The organism is Vibrio sp. 10N.247.311.12, from assembly GCF_041467515.1.
GTDB classification, from domain to species: domain Bacteria; phylum Pseudomonadota; class Gammaproteobacteria; order Enterobacterales; family Vibrionaceae; genus Vibrio; species Vibrio crassostreae_C.
The window spans coordinates 60,252-80,795 of sequence record NZ_JBFSUV010000020.1 but is presented as its reverse complement, the minus strand read 5'-3'; the positions used below and the strand labels follow the sequence as shown (position 1 = coordinate 80,795).

Here is a 20,544-nt window from a genome sequence, read left to right as displayed (position 1 = left end):
GAAGTCAGTGTTATTAAGGCTATCCATGGCTAAATTTCACAATAATTCATCAATCTTAATTAGATCACATTTTTACTTTAATTGGTATAACTTCCTTTTAAAATGGTCCCGAATGAAACTGAAGTACTGCAGTTTTAGGCTGGTGAAGTACTTTGATACAATGGAATGATTAACTCATTTATGTTGATGCAGGGCCTGAACTGCTTGATTGTTTTCGTTGGCAACCGCTGCTTAAGGCGTACCGCCATACTCGATTGCGTTTGGCAACTGCGTCCTCGGTTTGATGCTCCTAGCTATGCCGAGCGATTAGAAAGCTTTGAATGGTGGCATTGGGATGATGAAACACTAGCAGAAATATTGCCACCATTCCAAAAAGATTGCGGTGAGTTTTTGGCTTACTTTGAGCAAGTCTAACCCCAATATATTTTAAGTCTGAAACTAAAAAAGCAGCCTAAGTGGCTGCTTTTTCGTTTAATAACTTTATAGCGGTTTAGCTGGCAAGCCGTTTAGTTCGCTAACTGATTAATTAGAAAGCTTAGCCTCGACTTGCCCAAGTGCGCGTTGGTACATAAACCAAGCACATGTACCGGCAAGCACATTACCCACCATGGCACCCCAGAACAGGCCTTCAATACCAGCAAGCTGCGAACCAATCCACAAGCAAGGCAAGAAGAAGGCGAACAGGCGCAGTGCTGATATCGTTAAGGCAGTATAAGACTTACCAAGCGCGTTCGAGATAGAAACCATCAGCATACAGATACCCAACGGCCCTAAACTGATAGGAACGATAAGTAAGTGGTAGTTCAAAATGGTCGAGACTTCGTCTTCGCTGGTCATGAGATTTGCCAACCCGCCAGAGAACATCCAAGTTACCAGTGCGATCACCAATTGGAATCCTAATACAAACATCACGGCAATCTTCACAAGACTACGTATGTTCCCTAGGTTCTTTTCTCCCAACATTCGGCCAATCATAGGTGGCATCGACATAGTCAGAGCAAGCACTGCAACAATCGAAAAGAACTCAAAACGTGAACCTAGCGCCCAAGCTGCAACGGCTGCTGTGCCGTAGCCTGCAAGCAGTTTGGTGGCGAGCATCGAAGAGACTGGTGGAAGTAGCTGACTGATCATCGCAGGCCCCATGATGTTTCCTATAGAACGAATACTCTTGCCGATATCAAGATCGTGCCAGTCGAATGTCATCCAATGCTTCTTAGTTACCTTAGGAGCAACGATAAAGATACCCGCACCGAACGCCAAGATGGTAGCAATCGCGGCTCCGTTGATGCCCATGTCGAGCGTGAATATGAAAATCGGGTCCAATATCAAGTTGATGATGCTGGTCGCGATCATCATCGAACCGGGCAGCATGGTATTACCATTGGCACGACACACACTGTAGAAAAAGTAGAGCAGTGCGCCTGTCCAAGAGCTTACCAGCCAATAGATCCAGTAATAATCAATGATCGGTAGTACCGTCGGTGGTGCATCGAGGAGTTGTAAAATAGGACCACGCAACAGATAGATGATGACCGAGAACAGCGCGACACTCACACTGCCCATCGCAACGACTAATCCGCCGAGCTGTTTGGCATAGCGTATTTCGTTAGCCCCAATAGCTCTCGCGATCACAGCCGTTGTCGCGATGCCTAGTCCGACTTGAATCCCGATAATGATCATCTGAATTGGTAGCGTGAAGCCTTGAACCGCGAGCGGCAGTACGCCTAACTGGCCAATAAAAGCACTGTCTACAAGTTGGAAGCTCATCAGGGAGAGCACCCCAAACAGCATTGGCCATGTCATTGTATAGAGTTGTCGGCCAAGAGAAGGCGAGGGAGTTGCGGTCGTAGAATTCATAACACTCTTATCAGTCTTGAAGGTAGGTTTGTCGTAGTGACAATCCATTCAATGAAGAATTGCGTAAAGGATAACGTAACGTTAGCTCGATACCAATAAATGTCATTAAATCTATCGATATTACCTTTGCACAGTTTCATCGGTATGTGAGCATTGTGCAATGCAACTTTATGCGTTCGCTTATTGAAATTTAAGGTGTCGTATCTTGTTTCTGAGTTTTATATTAGCGGATTGGGTCTAAAGGTTTTCCATTCGACTATTTCTAATGTTTCGCTTTATCCCGATAACTTGGTGGCGTGACTCCAACCCAACCTTTGAATGCACGATTGAAATTACTCAAGTCGCTGTAACCCACTTGCCAACTGATGTCTTGAACAGAAAGGTTGGTCTCTTCAAGTAGCTGTTTTGCTTTAGCTTCCCGAACTTGTTCTTTGGCTTGTTTAAAGAGAATGTTTTTGCTCTTCAGGTTTCTCTGCAGCGTTCGTTTTGTCATGCCGAGCATGGTCGCAAACCACTCAATATTGAACCAAGGTAGAGTCGCATAGGTGTCTATTAATATCTCGACAGCGTGATGCCAATCTTGGGTACTATTTCGTTCTGAAATGGCACGATAATCATCGGGCAGCGGAATCGAGAACGCACCGTATTGCTCTTCAAACTGAATATCAGAATCAAAGAAATGCTTAGGTAATTTACGTGCGCTGTTGTGCTTAGAGACCAACTTGGCGTGTGATGGTTGCCAGTGACTGTCAATGAACTTACGGCATAGGCTAATCACGGTCAGGGCGCGAAACCATTCTGCTTGTTCAAAACCTGAGGTCGATGGGTGATAGTAACTTCGATGACACAGCCACCACAATCCATCGCTTTTTTCCGTCCATATGGTGACGTGATTACTTAAGGTCGATATTTCAGTAATCAAGCAGCGTACCGCTTGCTCGAGAGAAGTGCATTGTTCAATTTTTCGGTCTAGCTCAGGTGACAATTGCTCTAGAGAGGCCTTACGTCCAACCTCAATCCCTATCGAATAGCCAAACTTACGCTCAAGGCCATGAATGAAGCGAATCACGTCTTGTGTAGGAAGCCATTGATTGGATTGTGTCAGTTCAATGGGTAGACCGCACGCAACGGCGACGGTGCGCCAATCCAGTCTATGTTTGTCACAATACTGAATATATGGAGCAATGTTACTGGTCGAAGTGAGCAGTATGCTGGTGGTGTTCGATGATGCTTTCATTGTTTTGTGCCTACCATTAAATGTCATCAAGTGACCTAATTAAGTGTAGCGCATCTCCCTATACTTTTCCTAACCCAAACAGGAGAACAATTATGAAACTTAAACACATTGCCGTTCTAGTATCGTTAGCGACCCCATCATCATTTGCTCTTGCAGCAAACCCAGTTGAAGAAGCTCTGAAAGTTGAAGGTGCTCAAGTTACCTTGACCGTGAAAGAGGCGAGCACAGCATTTACCCCAAGTTTTACTGACTCAGCTCGTGAGTTATTCAATAACTTTCATTGGCAGATGGGCGGCGACCACAGCGTTTACTACAACATGCACATGAGTGAGTTTCTACCAACGGCACTGGCGGCTCCAAACGAAGAGTACAAGCCTTTAGTCAAAAATATCGACCCACGACTCGCTGCACTGAAAGTTGATACTGAAAGCAAAGGTCAGTTGACAATGGATGAGTACTTGGCGGATGAACAGTTCCGTACCCAAGGCTTTATGTTGATTCACAAAGGGGAGATCGTTTACGAAGCTTACCCAGGTATGAAGCCGACAGATACGCACGTTTGGGCATCTACAGCAAAAACGACGGTTGGCACAGTGATCGCAATGTTAGTGGAAGAGGGCAAAGTCGACCCTGAAAAAGAGATCGCTGAGTATGTTTCTGAATTGAAAGGAACGAACTGGGATGGCATCACAGTACACCAAGTTCTGAACATGTCGACCGCGCTAGACAATGAAGAGACATTAGAGTCTATCTTGAACCCAGACTCTGATGTGGTGCGTTTCTTTGCGGCATCGTTTAACTCACCTCGTGCAAAAACGGGTGAAATGGAAACTTGGATGGAAGTGGCTCAAGGTGCACAGAAACTGGAAGGTGAAAAAGCCGGTGACCATTTCCGTTACGCATCTATCAACACCATGGTGCTGACTAAGTTAGTTGAAAACGTTGAGAACAAAACTTGGACTCAAGTATTCGAAGATCGTGTTTGGTCAAAAGTGCACGCACGTCAACCAATGCAATTCAACTTGACGCCAGATGGCATGGCGATCGCGGTTGGCTTGGTTTCATCAACGGTAGAAGACATGGCTCGCTGGGGAACACTATTTACACCTAGCTGGAAAGCGGTGGCTGATGAGCCAGTGGTGTCACAAGCTGTGATTGATCGTATCCGCAACGGCGGTGATCCAAAAGCATTCGTAGGTACTAGCAAAGAGAGCAGTTCACTGCACGCATACAACGAAAAAGCAGACTACAACGCATACCAATTTGATTTCATTTTCAATGACGGTGCAATGTCGAAAAGTGGCAACCTAGGCCAATTTATTTACATCGATCCTGCACGTGACTTTGTGGGTGTGATGTTCTCAACCAACCCATACCACTCAGGTTTTGGTGAGAATAAAGGCCCTGCACTAATGCGTTCGGCAGCAAAACTACTTGCTGACAAGTAATCTATTTATTACCTAACAGGATGTTCCAGGCTTCAAGGAGGAAGCAAACGACTTTCGAGAGATATAATGAAAAAGTTTGCTCTATTAATCCCGTTGAGTTTAGGTCTAGCCCTTCCTGCACATGCCGATTCAGATTCCGAACGTGTTATCGATCCTGCTGATGTCACTAAAGTTTATACTCAAGCTGCATTGATGGTGAATGGTAGTTCAGATATCCAATTTCAAGGGCAAGTTTCTGGCGGTTTAGAAAACGGTCAGCAGTTTGCCCTACTGGCCGAAGGGACGTTTGTCGATGAAAGCAACACAGCGCTTCGCGATCCAGACAAATTCGGTACAGAGTACAGCAACTCTAGAATTCAGTACTTCCACGTCTTTGAAACAGGGACGAAAGCTACGCCTAAAGTGGGTCTTTCATTAGATTATATTAATACGCGCAACAGTATTAAAAATGACTTATTGTCGGTTGGCGGTGTTGTTGCGATTAATCCAGCTTATACCGGTGGATTCCTGGTATTTCCAAGAGCAGGACTGATGACTGGTAGTATGGAGATCCCTGGCGTCACTTCATCTAAAGATGATTTAACGGGATACTCGCTTGGTTTGATTACCGCGAAGCATCTCGGTGACTCTGGCGCTTATGTGTCTTTGGTTCCTGAGTGGCAAGATCTTTCTGGTGATGATATCGACATGCAAAACTTCTCATTTAAAACATCGTTAAATGTGCCGATGAACACTGCAAGAACTTGGTGGTTGAATACGCGCTATGACATTACCAAAGCGGATGTTGATGTGAAAGGTGTGCCAATGCCGAATGGTTGGCAAACCGAAGCTTGGGTTGGTGTGAGATACTACTTCTAGCGCTCTAGCCAGCTAATTTGGAAAGAACCTAAAAAAGCCAGTCAACGTGACTGGCTTTTGTCGTTAAGGTACCGCGTGAAGCGTTACTTAGTTAGTTATTTACTTATTTATTAGCAACGTTACCTAGCTTCAACCACGTATCGATAACCGTATCCGGGTTTAGTGAAACAGAGCTGATGCCTTGCTCCATTAACCACTCTGCTAGGTCGTCATGGTCAGATGGGCCTTGGCCACAAATACCCACGTATTTACCCGCTTTGGTTGCCGCATCGATCGCCATTTTCAGCATTGCTTTCACGGCAGGGTTACGCTCATCGAAGAGGTGTGCCACATCGCCTGAATCTCGGTCGAGGCCAAGTGTCAGTTGCGTCATGTCGTTTGAGCCGATAGAGAAGCCATCGAAGTACTTCAAGAACTCATCAGCCAAAATTGCGTTCGATGGTAGCTCACACATCATGATGACTTTCAGACCTTGGTCGCCACGGCGTAGGTCGAACTTAGCCAGAATGTCGATAACCGATGCTGCTTCGCTTGGCGTGCGAACGAATGGAATCATGATTTCAATGTTCTTAAGACCCATCTCGTTACGAACACGTTTGATCGCTTGAGTTTCTAGCTCGAAACAGTCTTCGAATACTGGTGAGATGTAACGAGATGCACCACGGAAGCCCAGCATTGGGTTCTCTTCATGTGGTTCAAATGTTTTGCCGCCTACAAGGTTGCTGTACTCATTCGACTTAAAGTCAGACATACGTACGATCACACGCTTAGGCCAGAATGCAGAAGCGATGGTCGCGATGCCCTCTGTTAGTTTGCCTACGTAGAAATCGATAGGATCTTTGTAACCACGAATACGCTGTGTGATTTCAGCTTTAAGCTCATCAGACTGTGCGTCAAAGTTGAGCAGTGCTTTCGGGTGAATACCGATCATCTTGTTGATGATGAACTCTAGACGAGCAAGGCCGACGCCTTCGTTTGGAATCTGCGCGAAATCGAAAGCACGATCTGGGTTACCCACGTTCATCATCACTTTAGTCGGTAGCATTGGTAGCTCATCAACCTCAGAACGTTTGATTTCAAAATCGAGTTCGCCGTTGTAAACGTAGCCTGTTTCGCCTTCTGAACATGACACTGTCACGGTATCGCCATCGTTTAGGCTGCTTGTTGCTGTACCACAACCAACAATCGCTGGGATACCAAGCTCGCGAGCAATGATCGCAGCGTGACAAGTACGGCCACCACGGTTAGTCACAATCGCAGACGCTTTCTTCATCACAGGTTCCCAATCAGGGTCTGTCATGTCAGTTACCAGCACGTCGCCTTCTTGAACCAGTGACATTTGGTCTAGAGAATCAACCAAGCGAACAGGGCCAGAGCCGATACGCTGACCGATAGCGCGGCCTTCAACCAAGACATCCGCCTTATTGTTTAGCTCGTAACGCTCGATAACGTTTTGGTCGCTTTGAGAACATACGGTTTCTGGGCGAGCCTGAACGATGTAAAGCTTGCCGTCGATGCCATCTTTCGCCCACTCAATGTCCATTGGACGTTGGTAGTGCTTCTCGATGATCATCGCTTGTTTTGCTAGCTCTTTGATCTCTTCATCGTTGAGTGAGAACTCGTTACGCTCTTGAGTATCGGTGTCGATGATATCTACTTGCTTACCGATCTCTTGATTGGTCGAGTAGATCATCTTGATCAACTTAGAACCAAAGGTCTTCTTCACGATAGGCTGGTGGCCTGCTTCTAACATTGGCTTGTGCACGTAGAACTCATCTGGGTTCACTGCGCCCTGTACAACCATTTCGCCAAGACCCCAAGAAGAAGTGATGAACACGACTTGGTCGAAGCCTGACTCAGTATCAAGCGTAAACATCACACCTGAAGAGGCTTTGTCTGAGCGAACCATGCGCTGGATACCCGCAGACAATGAAATGCCACGGTGGTCAAAGCCTTGGTGTACACGGTAAGAGATAGCGCGGTCGTTAAAGAGTGACGCGTAAACGTGCTTGGTTGCTTCGAGTACCGCATCGATACCTTTCACGTTAAGGAAGGTTTCTTGCTGGCCTGCGAATGAAGCATCTGGAAGGTCTTCTGCGGTTGCAGATGAACGCACAGCTACAGACAATTCTTCGTTGTCTTCGATTAGCTCGCGGTAGTTATCACGGATGTCTTGCTCTAGTGATTCTGGGAAGGGTGCGTCTAGAACCCATTGTCGAATCGTTGCACCTGTCTTACGCAGTGCGTCAACGTCTTCAACATCAAGTTCATCAAGTAGTTGGTGGATGCGCTCATCAAGACCTTTGTAGTCAAGAAAGTCGTTAAACGCATAAGAGGTGGTAGCAAAACCATTAGGTACAGAAACACCAGCATTGGACAGGTTAGAAACCATCTCGCCCAGTGAGGCGTTCTTACCGCCGACTTTGTCGACATCTTCCATGGATAGGCCATTGAACCATAGGGTATTATTTTGCATTTATTTCTCCAGAAACATAGCAAGCATTGTAGGGATTTAAAGGCAAACGATTACGTGTCAGTTTAAAAAAATGTAAATTATTTTCTAAAGCTGTGGAGGACGTAATAGTCAGCAGGGTTTTATTATCTATATTATGGTTACCATCCTACTCAAAATAATTTTAAACATTAAATAAAAAATGCAAATTGATATTCAAAGTCGTGATGTATTCTATGTTTCTGATGGAACGGCCATAACATGTGAGACTTTAGGGCATGTTGTTCTAGGTCAATTCCTTTTTAAAGCCAATGAAAAAACCTTTCCGTTTGTGGAAAGTGAGGACAAACTTTCTGATTTATTAAAAGAGATTGAAATTTCGTATCGTGATACCGGATTAGAACCGCTAGTGTTCTTTTCGATTGTGATACCTGATATCAAAACCAAATTGCTAGAAGCGCCCGCGCACTGTTATGACGTGTTAGAGAGCATCGTGCAGAAAGTACAGGATGACATTCAGATGGCGCCTGTTCCTAAGTTGCAGCGCTCACGCAGTGTAAACAAGGACTCGGTGAAGTATTTCGACCGTATTGCTGCGATTGAGTACACGCTCGCGCATGATGATGGCATCACGCTAAAAGGGCTGGAAGAAGCCGACATCATCTTGTTGGGTGTTTCTCGAAGTGGCAAAACACCAACAAGTTTGTATATGGCGATGCAGTTTGGCTTACGCGTAGCAAACTACCCATTTATCCACGATGACTTGGCACGCTTAAAGCTGTTGCCAGAGTTTGAGATTTACCGACATAAGCTGTTTGGTTTGACCATTGATGCAGAAAGGCTCACTGAAATTCGTGAGAACCGCTTAGCAGGCAGCGAATACGCCAGTGACTCACAATGTTTGTATGAATTGCAAACGGTAGAGGCGATGTTCCGTCGAGAAGCGATACCTTACATCAACACCTCTTCACTATCGGTTGAAGAAATTTCGACACGAATCTTGGAGCGAACAGGTTTGAGAAGGCGTCTGCTGTAAGGCAAAGCCTTAGAGAAATAGAATGGCCAGATAAAAGAAAATCGAAGCTCGCAGTTTACACCTGAGAGCTTCGATTTTTTGTTTGTGCTCGTTGTAGTCGCTTGCGAGTCAGAGCTTGTTTTCTTAATCAGAGCTTGCTTTCTTAATCGAGATAGCTTTCTAGCGAAGTAAAGACAGCTTTAGCGTTTCGCTTTTCTTTTCTAACCAGCGTTCAAGTGCTGGTGGCCAACTGATGCTTGGTTCTACGCAAAAGCCACGAAGCATCGAGAAATACACCGCTTGATCGATTAGAGGCAGTGATGACTCACCATTCTCTAGCTCCAGTAAGAGTTCGGCATCTTTCAGTAATGGGTTAATCAGTTGAACGAACTGAGGCGTCTTTTCTAACAGTTCTTCAAAGTTAAAACCTTCGGTCTCTTTACTGGCACGCCAAGCTTCTTTGGCTCCAGCAGAGCGATATTCAGCCAAGTCGAGGTTCCACCAACGTGGGCGTCCAATCTGTTGAGTAAGAGGGAATGCGCGAGTTTGGAACACAGTCACTTGCTCAGATGGCACACGCTGCTCATCGCTTGATTTCAAGTCCATGAAGTACGCGATGATATCTAGGCTCTCTGCCATGATAGAGCCATCGTCTTTTTGTAAGACGGGTACCATCTTTTTACCGATCAGATCGATAAGGGTTTGGGCATCATCATAATCGACAGAAACAAGCTCAATGTTCAAGCCTAGCGATTGAGCAATGTAGGAGACTCTTGCACAGAAAGGGCAGTGATCGTAAATGTAAAGCTTCATAGCTTCCCTCATTCGGGTCTTTCTTAGTATAAGATGATGCTAATGTACCAGAAACTTTCGCAGACAATAAGCCTTTGTTAACAAGAACTATTCACTGCGATTAAGTGCACGGGAATATCAAGAGAACGATGAGAATAAGCACCTAGTGTAGAAACTCGTTGCCTAATTCTATTGTCAGTTGAGTGCGGTTTTATTGCAACGAGTAAGCTAATGAGAAAGCTGGTGGGTAAATGACGGGCATAAAAAAGGCTCTGGCTGCTTACTCTAATGCAGAAGAGTGAAGTCAGCCAAAGCCTCAATTTTGTTACCTTTAGTAGAGTGACTACTAAAAGGGCAGAGTGGTTAAACTATGCTTTTTTAAGATCTTGCGCTGGGTAAGTAAGCGTCATTGCGCCTTCTACCGTTGTAACGTGAACGTAGCCGCCACCAGCACTTAGGCCAGTTACTACCATTTCACCTAGTTCAACACCTTTTGTTGCTACAACGCGATCATCAACTGAAAACACTTTACACACCTTCAATAAATTAAATAAATACGATAGATATCGAACGCGGATTTAAACAGATGGGACCTCAATCAACTAATCCGGTTATTTGTCGTAAAGATTAAATTCAGTTATGTATAAATAATTATGTATTAAAAATCAGTTTGTTAACTTACGCTGTGACGTTATTTATCCGCTGGATACACTACACCAACTTGTTGGCGCATCTCTGTAATTAACTTCGCAACCGTTAAAGCGCGCAGTTGGGCCTGCGCTTGTGTTGCGTTGTCGCCAGCAATGCAGCTAGCAAAGGCCTGCGCTTCGTAACTCATGGAGTTTTCGCTTTGTGCTTGAGTAAGGTTTTCTACCGTGCCATCGCGGTAGCGGATCTTAACGTCAGTACATTCAGCGATGTGATCGATGATGATCGCCCCTAATTCACCTTGGATCTCGCTTGGCGCATAAGAGTCGCTGACTTTGGAGTGCGCAAGGGTCACATCAAACTCAGGGTATTGGAAGATCGCACAGCCATGAGCATCGACACCTGAATCAAGTAGCTTTGCAGAAGCCTGTGCGTTTTCAGGTTTGCCAAATAGCGCGACTGTCGCGGCAACACAGTAAAAGCCAATATCGACCAATGAGCCGTTAGAAAAAGCTGGGTTGAAGGTATTTGGGTTCTCGGCGTTTAGGTATTTTTGGTAGCGCGATGAATACTGGCAGTAGTTGATGTGTGCTTTATGTACCTTGCCAATCTTTTCTAACCCAAGTTGAACTTGCTTAAAGTTCGGTAGGAATTGAGATTTATACGCCTCAAACAGCACCACACCGTTTTTCTCAGCGACTTCGAACATGCGTGTTGCTTCATCAATATTTGATGCAACCGGCTTTTCACAGATAACATGCTTGCCGTGTTCCATCATGAAGATAGATTGCTCGCAATGCAGTGAGTTAGGGGAAGCGATGTACACGGCTTCTACAGTGTTGTCATTGGCCAATGCGTCGAGTGAGTCATACGTAGTTTCAACGTCAAATTCTTGGGCGAACTGTGCCGCGCTGTCTAGATTTCGAGAGTAAACCGCAGCAAGTTGCATCGATTGAGATTCGTGCGCAGCTTGAACAAACTTTTGTGTAATCCAATTGGTTCCAATTACAGCAAACTTAATCATATAGGTATCCAGTCGTTAGTCGTCGTTAGTATATTGATTCTGCAGAGATAGTAGCACTCAACGGCTGGCAATGTGCCTGAGATTTACGGAACAATTTCCCTAAACATAGTGCCTAATATTAATGTTCAGCCTTCACAGAGCGTCTGAGTTGACCAGTGTAACGGTGCACAACTAAGCCATTTTTGCTAAGGTGTTATTGAATTCAAACAAGGTGATGATATGCAAATCCGGACGGCCAAGGTAACTGATATTAACGCGATCTTAGCGCTCTCTGAGCAGATAAACCGTCAACATCATCTTGGTGCGCCTATGGTATTTGCACCAGCGTCACAAGGCTTGGCCGACAGTGAAGAGTATTGGTTAGGTTTGATGCTTGACCCACTTGGCGCTTTCTTGGTTGCAGTCGATGACAAGCAAGTCGTTGGTTTTTTAGCGGGTAAGGTAACGCAGAACAAAGGGGTCAGTTTTATTCAGCCGCACAAGGTGGCAAGGGTCAATACGATTGTGGTGAACGATCAGGTTCAGAGCCAAGGTGCTGGTCGAGCGTTAATGAAGTCTTTTAATCAATGGGCGCAGGCGAGAGGAGCGATAGAACTTAGGTTGGAGGTAATGGAGTTTAACCAACAAGCTCAGGGTTTCTATGAGTCGTTAGGAATGGAAACTCAGTCACGAACCATGTCCATGCGTTTTGAGGAGATCTAAAGGTGCGTCTGTTTCTGCCTTTATCACTGTGTTTACTGTTTGTGGCTTCGAACGCGAATGCTGAGCAAGTCGTGGTCGAGAAAATAGTCTCTGACGCGACCGCTATCGAAACCATCGTATTCGAGTCTGCACCGGCTCATTCTCAACGTGTCTCAACGTCTTCATCTAACTCAACCTCTTCCACGAGCTCAAACTCCGAGCATGTGATTATTGTGGATGATGTTCTTAACAGTAGCCCTGATGAAAAGGTAGCTCAGTTTTCTCAAGGGTCATCGAAACGTCCACCTCAAAGTTCCTCTCGACAGTTTTACAACGTACCGGATAGCGCATCTGAGATAGATTCGCTGTCGCAAGTGGTTACGTTAGTTAAAGTCGATAAATCGAAACGTAGGATGTATCTGCTAAAAGGTGAAGAGGTGATTCAGGAGTTTCGTATTGCGCTAGGCAAACAACCGAAAGGGCATAAACGCTTTGAAGGGGACAACCGAACGCCGGAAGGGGAATACCAGCTCGATTATGTGATGGAAGAGTCAGACTTTTATCGTTCAGTACACATTAACTACCCGCAACCTTCGGATATGCAATGGGCGGAGCAAAATGATGTAGACCCTGGAGGGAACATCAAAATCCATGGCATCAAAAACGGCGAGCGTCGTTCGCCGAGCTTTATTCAAAGCTTTGATTGGACGGATGGCTGTATCGCATTAACCAATCAAGATATGGATGAGTTTCTCCAACTTGTAAAAATGGGTACCCCTATCCATATTGAATGGTAGTCATTGGTACCCAGTTTTCTTAAGCACTTTCCGCAGTCAATTAGCGCAATCAATTCGCGAAACCAATTCGTAAAAGCAACGTCCAAAATTAACCGCTAAAGCCAGTTACAATAAGACTCGACCTGCACTGAATATTGCAATCACAATCAGTAATGCAATGGTGACTGGCTTAAACTTCGCTCCACCAAATATCTCGAACAGTTTAGAACCCACATAACCGCCAAACATGCTGCTTGGTAGAAGCGCGAGAGTCAGCCAAACTACATCACGGTCGACTAACCCAGCGATAGATGCCGAAACAAATGCAGTGGAATCCGCCAAGACAAAGAAGGCAATCAGGCCTGCTCTAGCAATGTGCGGAGCAACTGGGCTTGCCAATGCATGAGTGCCAATTGGAGGCCCTGACATCGAAGCCGCGCCGTTCATTACACCTGCAAGGCTGCCTAGGATATAGGGAGCAAATCTAGGTTCGCTTTTGTACTGGAAGCCTTTATAGATCATAAGTGCAGACGCAAAAATGAAGGCACTGATGATCAAGATGGTCGTGTCTTGGCTAACGGATTTAAGCAGAAGTAGGCCGACTGGTGTGAAGGCAAAACAAGGGATAAATACCTTTAAAACCCAGCGCCAGTTAACGTGTTTTCGAACTTTAGGCAGTAATTGAACATTGCCTAGGAGATCGATCAACATGAAGACGGGAACCAGTTCGATAACAGGCAAGAATAACGCACTTAATGGCAATGCCACTAAGGTGAAACCGAAACCTGAGAAGCCACGAACAATAGCGGCGAAAATGAAGATTGCACCCAAAATTGGGAAGGTTGGATTAAAAATGAGATCCATAAATTAAGTAACCAATGAAGCTGTCTAAATAGAGCGAGCTAATGAAACCAAGTGAGTAGCGGAATGTACTCCTACTCACTTGTGTTTGCTACCTAATTTTAAGGTTTCCCGAGAGTTAATTTTAAAGTCTCTCGGGGTTGTTTTTGCAGTATTCGCCTGGTCTATCTATAGAGGTAAATTGATTCGGAAAATCAGTGAATACGGCATCTACTTTTGAGATGAATTTGAAGTGAGACGGATCATTTACTGTGTAGCACCAAGTTTGAATGTTTGCTTCACTCAGTGTATCAAGATCGCTCTGATTCACATGCTCGTAGTTCATGTGACAGCTGAACGCTTTAACCTCGTCTATCAACATCAAGTCGGCTTGAGTCAGTTGCTCTGTGATAACACCTACGCGGTATCTCGGCAGGTGACGAGCCATTTCAGAAACGACTTGATGGCTGAAACTTGAAAGCAGCACTCTGTCGGTGTCTAGATTTGAACGAATCAACTCGGTATGCAGCAAATCAACGACATGAGGCGCTTGATGTCGACTGTCGACTTTGATTTCTAAGTTGACGCTGAGGTCATGTTGCTCAACAAGTGCGAGCAACTCTTCCAACGTCAATATTCTTTCACCAGCAAACTGCTCAGACTTCCAACTGCCAAAATCGAGCTGACGCAGTTCTGCAAGGGTGTGTTCGTCGACACGACCTTTGCCATCGCTGCAGCGCTCAAGGGTGTGGTCGTGACAAACCACAAGTTGATCATCCTGAGTTGGCTGAATATCTACTTCAATCCATTTCAAGCCGAGTTTAGCGGCTTGTTCAATGCTTGCTTTGGTATTTTCTGGGTGAGTACCTGCTACACCCCGATGACCTACGATGATAGATGACATAATTAATCCTTCTTGAATGCGCATCGTAAATATTTATTAAATATCAGTTTTCCCGAATACGCCAGAGTAATTGCTGGGCAAGAGTCTCTACACAGGATTCGGCTCATAAAAGTGATATTTTCCTCTTAGTACTTTCCTAGCAGTACTAAGAGGAAAAGCCTCTCGAGTGGAGAGGCTTTGGATGAGATGAGGCTTTGACCCGAACCTCGCTTTAGTGTGCGATATCGAGTTGGTTGTCTTTCACGCCGTTAATACGGAACCAACCTGCAATACTGAATCGCTCTGTGTTTGTCGGCAGTACCTCGTGTGGGAACTGTTCAGATAAGAACACAAATAAGCGGCCTGACTTTGGTGGAATGGTCGCGATGTGGTTGTCTTTTAGGTCGTAAACCACAAGTTCACCAGCGTCTTCTTCTGTCCACTCATCATTCATATAGAACACAGTGGTCAGGCGGCGGTTTTCATTGCCCTTGAAACAGTCTAAGTGCTTCTGGTAGAAGTCGCCTTTTTCGTATTTAGCAAAGTGCGCTTCGTACTCGAACAGACCCAAAAAGAACGCTTGGTTTGCCGCTAAACGAATTTGTTCCATTTTGTCTAGGAACAGAGATGCTGGCTGACCCATATCGCGGCGCACCCATTGAATCTTGTCACTACGAATGGTCGACTCTCGCGTTACTTCATCGTTACGGCCAATCCTAGCCTTTTTCCAGTTCTCTGGAATGCAATCCCTCAATGCCACCACTTCTTCTTGAGTTAAGAAGTCATCCCAAACGAAATAACCTTGGGTAGAAAGAGCATCGATTAATTGGTTCATGTATAGCACTCAGACAATAAATTAGAGGCGCATATATAGTCCTAATAACTCAGGCCAACAAATCACATGTTTTGTCGTCACGATAAAACATGTGGAGGCTAGAGTAGCAAGGCCTATAGAGTAAGGTTTACGGCAATGCGGGCATTCGATAATGCTGAAAAATATCGGATGAAATTGATGGCAATCTTTGGAATTTGTTCCTGTGCACTGAGTTGAATTGGAATTGAGTAATTGAGTGAATACCAATAGAAATCTTGATTCGGGTTCTCTATCCGGTTTTAGATTGTTGTCTTTAACAAAATGATCACAATTGAAGTTGAATTTGCTATTGTATAGGTCTGACCAGTTGTTTTATCACAAGGAGCGGTTTTGCAGCTGCATACCATCAAAGGCTATATCCAAGACATGTATCTCGTAGAGTACCCAGATAGGTTGCTGTTACTTGATGGTGCGTGCCGTGCGGATATTCCTCATCTTAGGGCTTTCATTGAAGATGAGCTTGGCCGTGAATTTAGCGACCTACATACTGTGGTTGTTACACACATGCATCCGGACCACGCAGGGGCAGCGCATACGCTCAGAAAGCTGACTAATTGTCATTTGGTGGCAGCAAACAGAGACAAAGATTGGTATCACGGCATCGATGGCATTTTGATGCACCTGACCGACTTAGCGCTTGCTAGGTGGATGGCGAACCGCTTAGGCAAGCCTAAAGCAAACCTATGGTATTCAAGAAAGTTAAAGCCGGACTACAAGCTGTCTGATGGGGATAGTATTCCAGGGTTTGATGATTGGTTGGTTCTTGAAACACCGGGCCATACCGACCGTGATCTCTCGGTCTATTGCCCATCACACAGCGTGGCTTATGTGGCCGATTTAATGGTCGAGGTTAAGAAGAAGCTGATTCCGCCGTTTCCTATCTTTCACCCTAATAAGTATCGAGCGTCTGTATCGCGCATTTATGACATGCAGCTCGATACCTTGCTGGTGGCGCATGGTGGGCAAGTCGATTTCAGTCAGAAGGCTTTTGAACACCTGTTGATGAGTGTCCCAAGAAGGCCTGTTACACATTGGCGAGTGACGAAAATCAAAACCAAGAAATTACTTTTATCGATTGGGCGATTTGGTTTTCAATCTCATGGTAAATCGAAGAAATAGATCAGAAGTCTGAATGCAAAGTCATGTATTCAGAGCTGAAAGTAGAAATAGAAAAATAGATAGCAATAAGGCCAGTCATGAGACTGGCCTTATATCGTTGTGAGTAGCTTTAGTTATAACCTGTGGAGCGGTTACGATGACTCGGATTAGTGAGTCAGCAGGAATTCACCCGCAGGGTCAACAATCACTTTGTCACTCATGCCTTGACGTCCAAGCAACATCATGTAAGTCATGTCTTGACGGTTGCTTAGCGTGATATCGATCGGCCATTGTTGGCCACCGATTCTTAGCATGGTTTCAATCACGCAACGGTGTTCAACTTCGCCGTTAGATGATTTAATTTTCTTACTTGTTTTCAGTTTCGCCTTGCAGCGCACCGTCTCTTCTAGGTGATAAACGTCTGGGTGAAGGTCGAACTCTACGAATTTCTCACCATTTGATTTAACACATAGTAGATTGTCTACGTGTAGAGAAGAGGTTTTAGCCCCTGTATCAACACGTGTATGTAGTCCAGTGATCCCTAACTCTGGTAAGCAAAGTGCTTCTGTATTCCCTATGATCATTTTATTGTTCATTTTCTTTCCAATCATGAGTTATCGGTATTCAATCAGCCCTTGCCACGAGTACGGTTAGCGTTTGGTTTTGCATTCTTCTCGATGAATTCGAAAATCATGTCTGCTACATCTTTACCCGTTGCTTTCTCGATGCCTTCTAGGCCTGGAGAAGAGTTTACTTCCATTACTACTGGGCCGTTCTTAGATTGTAGGATATCTACACCACATAGGTTTAATCCCATGATTTTCGCTGCATTGATTGCTGTTGCGCGCTCTTCTTTGGTTAGTTTAACCAGCTGAGCAGTGCCGCCACGGTGCAGGTTAGAGCGGAATTCACCTTCACCAGCTTGACGCTTCATTGCAGCAATTACTTTGTTGCCAACAACAAAACAACGGATGTCTGCGCCATTTGCTTCTTCAATGAACTCTTGAACCAAGATGTTCGCTTTTAGGCCCATGAACGCTTCGATAACGCTTTCTGCTGCTTTGTTTGTTTCTGCTAGTACAACGCCGATACCTTGAGTGCCTTCAAGAAGCTTGATCACAAGTGGCGCGCCGCCTACGTTTTTGATCAGGTCTTGAATCTTGTCTGGGCGGCTAGCGAAACCTGTTTTTGGTAAGCCAATACCTTTACGAGACAACAGTTGTAGTGAGCGCAGTTTGTCGCGAGAGCGACTGATTGCTACTGACTCATTGATACAAAAAGTGCCCATCATTTCAAATTGGCGAACAACCGCAGTTCCGTAAAAGGTAATGGAAGCGCCAATACGTGGAATAACAGCATCGTATTGAGGTAGCTCTTCACCCATGTAGCGAATCTTCGGATTGTTACTCGCGATATCTATATCACAGTGCAACGTGTCGATAACATCGACCTGATGACCACGTGCTTCTCCAGCCTGCTTTAGACGAGCGGTAGAGTATAGATTTTCGTTGCGAGAAAGAATTGCGATACGCATGGCGTTTCCTTAGTTAATACCTGATTGGTAACTGCAAATAAATTAGTTGTTAGCTGAGCTTTCAGTTTTTTCTGAGGCTCCTTGCTTGCTTCGGGGCGAACCTTAAGGCTTTTCGTTCAACTAAGAAAACGAATTAAATTTGTCGAGTCGACAACGGAAATTTATCGATTGTGTGAGCTATTGGTACAGCAGGCTTGAGAGGGGAATTGGAATGGAAAAGCGAGTTGAGACCTAACTCATATTGGGGGTAGGAGCATATTAGGTTGTACCCAACTCGCGTTTACTCGGTGCTAAAAAGTGTACTAATAACGCCAGTTACATAGATCTAAAAGTGTTCGTAGTGCTTCTCTTTCGAGCTTACTGCAGGTGCTTTTTAGCTTGTTAAGATAGTATTTTCTCATGGTCATTACTCTCTCTGGTTAGGCTTTATTTACAACCTATGGTTTGTTGTTGACCCGTTCATTATGGATAATTAAGAGGAACTAAAAAACAGATGGTATTTTTATTGGTTGTTCCTGTTTTGGTCGCATTACACTACTTTTTGATGAATGTGTTTTATAATGAGCTTAATTAGGAAGAGCTATCTTTAAAAGGTTCACTATTTGTCTGATCTAAACATGATGCGTTACTACACGCGGCTAGAATCGTTCGAGCCAAACATTTCTCATTCAGTCACCCTAGCCGAAGTAGCGGATATGCTGTTTACAAGCTTGCGTCACGCTCGAACTTTACTTGGTAAGATGCATCAAGCTGAATGGGTGGTGTGGGAGCCAAAAGTTGGCAGGAATCAACGCTCTAACTTAACACTGCGTTTTAGCAATTCAGAGTTGGCGCAGCATGTTGCAATTAAACTGATAGAGCAGGGCAAGTACGAAAAAGCACTTTCCATATTGGATAATGACCGCGCTGTGTTTGGTTCTTTACTGCAAGAAACTTCCGGCGCGACCATGCGTGAAGGGCTGCTGCACGTTCAATTAACCTATAAGCGTAAGTTTGAGGATTTGTTTCCGCACCATATACACCGCAGTAGCGAACGATTTTTGATAAGACAGGTTTTTAGCTGCCTAGTGACGTGTAATGGTAAAGGTGAGTTAAAGCCTGAATTAGCTCACCATTGGGAATATGACACTGAGCAACTGGTTTGGACTTTCTATCTGCGCCCGGGACTTACTTTCCATGACGGGCAACCTGTGGATGCTAAGCAATTAGTTTCGATGTTTTCTGCGTTGCAAACCTTACCTTTCTATCAGACAGAGCTAGCCCATGTCGCTTCAGTTTACAGTGAGCAGCCATTGAGGATCAGCTTTCAACTCACCAAAGCAGATACCGGCTTTGCTGGTTTACTTGCTGGCGTTAAATATTCGATTCAACCTGCTGCGCAAGTTACACGTGAGCCATCGCCATTAAATTCGGTGTCTCATGCTGTGATTGGAACCGGCCCTTTCAAAGTGGTTGAGACCAATAATGAACGCATTAAGCTCGCGGCATTTGAGCTCTATTATGGTTGTCGTTCTTTGACTGATGAAGTGACCATCTGGCAGTTTGAAGAGTCGATGACGGGCACTGCTCGTTTCGATGATAGCCAAATGCACGTATCGCCTTATGAAGATTCTTCTTGCTTCCATCAATTAGGGAAAAGCGATGCGGACCTTGTTTCAGCAGACACAGACGGCCTTCGTAGCCGAGTCGAGGATGGATGCTTGTTTATCCTGTTCAATCAGAACTCAGCGGCTAGCCCACTAAATAATGAGCAGCGCAAATACCTTTCACAACTGACCAACCCACAAGCGATTTTGTCTCAGCTGGAACACAACAAGGGTTTGTTTAGTGTCTCTTTAGCTCAAAATATACTGCCAAGTTGGCAGAAATTGTATCGAACGCCTTCGAAAGAGGCACAACTGCCGGAAAAGATGAGTATTGCGGTTTACGACTATTATGCGTTGTATCGATGTGCGATTTGCGTATCCGATATACTCAAACGATATGGTGTGGAAGTTGAGGTGAACACCTACAGTTTTCGAGAGTTGGCGCAGCTCTCTCAGAGTGGCGAGTTAAAGGAGGACTTGGTGCTGTGTAACTTGAACCTCGATGACAATGCCCCGTCTTCGCTGTTCTCGTGGATGATGAACGACCCTGTTTTGCACTCTGCTTTGGGAGAGATGAACAGCGATTGGCTCAAGCAGCGCTTGGATAGTCATAAAGCATCCGTGGAACTGCCTAATTACTTGGCAGAGCTAGAACCTATCGCGTCTACTCTGATCTCAGATTATTGGTTAGTGCCTATGTTCCATCACTTACAGACCGTTCGTTTCCAAGGGATTCTTAAAAACGTAGCCATCACCAACTGGGGATGGCCAGATTTCAAGAATGTATGGTCTGCTGATTAACCTTTCTGACTAGCTAAATAACTAAGTTAACTCGTTGCCAAAGTTGGTTTTTCCAAAATCGACTTTGACACGCTTACGTCTAGATAAATTAAAAATTACACTCTGTGGTTTACTTTTTGGGTTTGGTATGTAAACTAGTC

19 protein-coding genes are annotated in these 20,544 nt (G+C 44.9%); 8 read left to right on the top strand and 11 right to left on the bottom strand.

Annotated features, from left to right (window positions below):
• The first annotated feature begins 180 nt into the window (after positions 1-180).
• A complete protein-coding gene (locus AB6E30_RS10955; protein ID WP_010428389.1) occupies positions 181-414 on the top strand; it encodes a phosphonate metabolism protein in 234 nt (77 codons plus the stop codon).
• Between the two features lie 108 nt (positions 415-522).
• Here AB6E30_RS10955 and AB6E30_RS10950 read toward each other — a convergent pair whose 3' ends face one another.
• Both AB6E30_RS10950 and AB6E30_RS10945 read right to left on the bottom strand, forming a co-directional pair.
• Positions 523-1,857, bottom strand: coding sequence for an MATE family efflux transporter (locus AB6E30_RS10950; protein ID WP_017069196.1), 1,335 nt, complete (start codon positions 1,855-1,857; stop codon positions 523-525).
• Between the two features lie 262 nt (positions 1,858-2,119).
• The gene (locus tag AB6E30_RS10945; RefSeq protein ID WP_137002312.1) at positions 2,120-3,094 is read right to left on the bottom strand and encodes an AraC family transcriptional regulator; all 975 of its coding nucleotides are present in this window, start codon (positions 3,092-3,094) and stop codon (positions 2,120-2,122) included.
• Between the two features lie 92 nt (positions 3,095-3,186).
• Here AB6E30_RS10945 and AB6E30_RS10940 point away from each other — a divergent pair, with 92 nt between their 5' ends.
• Together AB6E30_RS10940 and AB6E30_RS10935 are read left to right on the top strand one after the other, a co-directional pair.
• A complete protein-coding gene (locus tag AB6E30_RS10940; protein ID WP_017060556.1) occupies positions 3,187-4,542 on the top strand; it encodes a serine hydrolase in 1,356 nt (451 codons plus the stop codon).
• 66 nt (positions 4,543-4,608) lie between these two features.
• Positions 4,609-5,400 (top strand): hypothetical protein, encoded by a 792-nt coding sequence (locus AB6E30_RS10935; protein WP_017069198.1) that lies wholly within the window; start codon positions 4,609-4,611, stop codon positions 5,398-5,400.
• Between the two features lie 103 nt (positions 5,401-5,503).
• Here the strand turns inward: AB6E30_RS10935 and ppsA are convergent, their stop codons facing one another.
• Positions 5,504-7,876, bottom strand: coding sequence for a phosphoenolpyruvate synthase (ppsA, locus tag AB6E30_RS10930; protein ID WP_372103597.1), 2,373 nt, complete (start codon positions 7,874-7,876; stop codon positions 5,504-5,506).
• Between the two features lie 178 nt (positions 7,877-8,054).
• Here ppsA and AB6E30_RS10925 point away from each other — a divergent pair, with 178 nt between their 5' ends.
• A complete protein-coding gene (locus AB6E30_RS10925) occupies positions 8,055-8,888 on the top strand; it encodes a pyruvate, water dikinase regulatory protein (RefSeq protein WP_372103596.1) in 834 nt (277 codons plus the stop codon).
• A gap of 159 nt (positions 8,889-9,047) precedes the next feature.
• Here AB6E30_RS10925 and grxB read toward each other — a convergent pair whose 3' ends face one another.
• The 3 genes from grxB to AB6E30_RS10910 form a co-directional block, all read right to left on the bottom strand.
• The gene (gene grxB, locus AB6E30_RS10920; protein WP_372103593.1) at positions 9,048-9,680 is read right to left on the bottom strand and encodes a glutaredoxin 2; all 633 of its coding nucleotides are present in this window, start codon (positions 9,678-9,680) and stop codon (positions 9,048-9,050) included.
• Between the two features lie 347 nt (positions 9,681-10,027).
• Complete coding sequence (locus AB6E30_RS10915) at positions 10,028-10,186, bottom strand: hypothetical protein (RefSeq protein WP_004733064.1); 159 nt, start codon at positions 10,184-10,186, stop codon at positions 10,028-10,030.
• A 164-nt stretch (positions 10,187-10,350) separates the two neighbouring features.
• The gene (locus AB6E30_RS10910; protein ID WP_372103592.1) at positions 10,351-11,331 is read right to left on the bottom strand and encodes a Gfo/Idh/MocA family protein; all 981 of its coding nucleotides are present in this window, start codon (positions 11,329-11,331) and stop codon (positions 10,351-10,353) included.
• Positions 11,332-11,550: 219 nt separating this feature from the next.
• Here AB6E30_RS10910 and AB6E30_RS10905 point away from each other — a divergent pair, with 219 nt between their 5' ends.
• On the top strand, positions 11,551-12,033 hold the full coding sequence (locus tag AB6E30_RS10905; protein WP_065584882.1) for a GNAT family N-acetyltransferase: 483 nt from the start codon (positions 11,551-11,553) through the stop codon (positions 12,031-12,033).
• A gap of 2 nt (positions 12,034-12,035) precedes the next feature.
• Positions 12,036-12,809, top strand: a complete 774-nt coding sequence (locus tag AB6E30_RS10900) for a murein L,D-transpeptidase family protein (RefSeq protein WP_017064906.1) — start codon at positions 12,036-12,038, stop codon at positions 12,807-12,809.
• Positions 12,810-12,914: 105 nt separating this feature from the next.
• On the opposite strand, the gene AB6E30_RS10895 is transcribed toward AB6E30_RS10900, so the two are convergent.
• From AB6E30_RS10895 to AB6E30_RS10885, 3 genes are all read right to left on the bottom strand, one after another.
• Entirely contained in the window at positions 12,915-13,652 is a 738-nt protein-coding gene (locus AB6E30_RS10895; protein ID WP_372103589.1) for a sulfite exporter TauE/SafE family protein, read from the bottom strand.
• A gap of 121 nt (positions 13,653-13,773) precedes the next feature.
• A complete protein-coding gene (locus tag AB6E30_RS10890) occupies positions 13,774-14,532 on the bottom strand; it encodes a glycerophosphodiester phosphodiesterase family protein (RefSeq protein ID WP_372103586.1) in 759 nt (252 codons plus the stop codon).
• A gap of 211 nt (positions 14,533-14,743) precedes the next feature.
• A complete protein-coding gene (locus AB6E30_RS10885) occupies positions 14,744-15,346 on the bottom strand; it encodes a 2OG-Fe(II) oxygenase (RefSeq protein WP_017071587.1) in 603 nt (200 codons plus the stop codon).
• A gap of 369 nt (positions 15,347-15,715) precedes the next feature.
• Here AB6E30_RS10885 and AB6E30_RS10880 point away from each other — a divergent pair, with 369 nt between their 5' ends.
• Positions 15,716-16,504 carry an MBL fold metallo-hydrolase gene (locus tag AB6E30_RS10880; protein ID WP_372103584.1) on the top strand — a complete coding sequence of 263 codons (789 nt, stop codon included), beginning with the start codon at positions 15,716-15,718 and terminating at the stop codon, positions 16,502-16,504.
• Between the two features lie 146 nt (positions 16,505-16,650).
• On the opposite strand, the gene AB6E30_RS10875 is transcribed toward AB6E30_RS10880, so the two are convergent.
• Together AB6E30_RS10875 and rimK are read right to left on the bottom strand one after the other, a co-directional pair.
• Entirely contained in the window at positions 16,651-17,079 is a 429-nt protein-coding gene (locus tag AB6E30_RS10875; RefSeq protein WP_004740039.1) for a RimK/LysX family protein, read from the bottom strand.
• Positions 17,080-17,111: 32 nt separating this feature from the next.
• Positions 17,112-18,017 (bottom strand): 30S ribosomal protein S6--L-glutamate ligase, encoded by a 906-nt coding sequence (gene rimK / locus AB6E30_RS10870; protein ID WP_004740040.1) that lies wholly within the window; start codon positions 18,015-18,017, stop codon positions 17,112-17,114.
• A 602-nt stretch (positions 18,018-18,619) separates the two neighbouring features.
• Between rimK and AB6E30_RS10865 the strand changes: the two genes are divergently transcribed.
• Positions 18,620-20,404: an SgrR family transcriptional regulator gene (locus AB6E30_RS10865; protein WP_372103581.1), complete on the top strand. Its 1,785-nt coding sequence runs from the start codon at positions 18,620-18,622 to the stop codon at positions 20,402-20,404.
• Positions 20,405-20,544 lie beyond the last annotated feature (140 nt).